The 2,072-nt window shown below is 44.3% G+C and carries 2 protein-coding genes; both read left to right on the forward strand.

Features of this window, described 5'->3' with window-relative positions; all coding sequences use genetic code 11:
• A partial coding sequence (locus tag JCM12308_RS27360) for an RHS repeat-associated core domain-containing protein (protein ID WP_280138433.1) occupies nucleotides 1–1,333 on the forward strand: 1,333 nt, incomplete at its 5' end.
• Nucleotides 1,333–1,644 carry a hypothetical protein gene (locus tag JCM12308_RS27365; protein WP_054785759.1) on the forward strand — a complete coding sequence of 104 codons (312 nt, stop codon included), beginning with the start codon at nucleotides 1,333–1,335 and terminating at the stop codon, nucleotides 1,642–1,644. The genes JCM12308_RS27360 and JCM12308_RS27365, both read left to right, overlap by 1 nt.
• The last annotated feature ends 428 nt before the right edge of the window (nucleotides 1,645–2,072 follow it).

Here is a 2,072-nt window from a genome sequence, read left to right on the forward strand (position 1 = left end):
TTATAGTCCCTCCGGCAATCTGCTCTCCAAGAGTGATGTTGGCACCTACTCATATCCAGCGCCAACAGCTGCCCGTCCGCATGCTCCCACCAAGGCCGGGTCCTGGACCTTCTCTTATGATGGCAACGGCAACATGGTCTCCGGCAAGGGACGCTCTCTGATCTATGATGGCAAAGACCGTCCGATCTCAGTGACCATGGGCGGGGTGACCACTCAGTATGTTTATGGTCCTGATGATAAACGCTTAAAGAAGATCTCCGGTGGTCAGACCACACTGTATCTGGGTAATGATGAAGAGATCCTGCCCGATGGTACGGTGATCAAGCATCTGGATGGTTCTGTGCGCCGTGTGGGCACCACCACCAACTGGATCCACCGTGATCACATGTCCTCGGTCCGCATGCTGACCAACAGTGCCGGCACTATTGCCGCGGTCAGTCGCTATCAGCCTTACGGCAAACGTACAGATGTCCAGCAGGCAGCAGACACTCCGCGCGAAAGCAAGGGCTGGATTGGTGAACGCGATGATCCAGAAACCGGCCTCACCTATCTCAACGCCCGTTATTACGATGCTGACCTAGCTCGCTTTATACAGTCGGATTGGTTCGATCCACTGAATAAAGGTGTTGGCACAAACAGGTATGCATACGCTCTCAACAACCCAACCTTTTATAGTGATCCTAGCGGTAACAACATCTTTGAAGCCATTCAAGATTTCTTCTCCAGCGACGAAGACAGGGATCTCAACAATCTTGAAAGAGCCCGTGAGTCTCAACGAGGCATCGATGAAGCCCGAGAATCGATAGCCAACGGAAGAGACACCGCCGAGGGCCTCGAAACACATATTCGTATGCTGGAACAAGAAAGAGATGGTTATCTATCAAAAATAGGCAGCAGCGATATACGGGCTGCCGCCGATATCGTCTTAGAAGCAGCAAGTTTAGGTACCAGTGGAGCGTCCGCAAAATCTACAAATACTGTAGTCACCGCGGTCGTTGCTGGAGCTGCTGTCAAGATTGTCAGTCGACGGGTTATTAGAGTTCGGCATTACACATCTGTATCTAGTCTAAAAAAAATTAGAAGTGATAACGCTCTTATCGCAAGTGACCAAAATCGTGTTTTTCTCACCAAGGCGAAGGGCAAACCACTCTCTCCTAAAGATGCAGAAAATACACTCGGAATTGGTAAGGGTAAAGGTAATGAGATTGTCGAGTTTGATGCATACTTGGATGAAATTGAAGTTGTAAAAAACCCGCTTACAAAGACACGGGAAATTACTGTAAAAGGCAACATAGATCTCAACGGTAGAAAACCAAAATTTGGAAGAAGATAATGAAACCCAAAGATAAATTCGAAGATTCGATAGAAGAAATTGCCATTATACTTGATCATTTAAAAGTATTCTCACATAAGAGCACAAATACATATGATGATTATCTTAATTTTTTTATCAATAACTACAAAAGGATAGCACACGCAACTTCGATTGCATGGGACTTTATTCCTGAAGAGAGAAAGCAAATTCTTTATGACATCGATAATATTGAAGAATACTATTCACTGAGAAAAAAAGAAGGAAAAACAGATCTTAGGTACGGTGAAATAGACCCCAAAAATCAAAAATGGCCCCTTGATGAGGATTAGCAGCCAGCTTTTTAGTTTATCTCTAACTCAACACTGTGAATTCGTCATGGTCAATACAAACACTGAATTTAGCTATTCTTTAGACCATTAGTTGTCACTACACCTGTAAATTCTACGTACTATTTTATATCGTCATTTCACAGTCGAGGAACAACCTTTCCTGGCAACAGGAGTATCAAACCGGAGGCAAATAGTTAAGTAATGTTGATGTTATGGATGTGAAGATTCCAATGCACGTGAGATAGCACGCGCTCCCGCTTTTCAATACGCATCACTATCTACTGAAATTGTCTCAGCAAGATTGCGTGATATGACATATCACATCTCCAATTTTGTCATCAGATCGGTATTTCAGCTCATGTATCCCAATCATGAGCTGAAACTGCGTCTTTTAATCCCTTGAAAGAAGCGGGATAAATCTACAGCTT

It is taken from the genome of Pseudovibrio denitrificans JCM 12308, from assembly GCF_001310815.1.
Taxonomy (GTDB): Bacteria; Pseudomonadota; Alphaproteobacteria; order Rhizobiales; family Stappiaceae; genus Pseudovibrio; species Pseudovibrio denitrificans.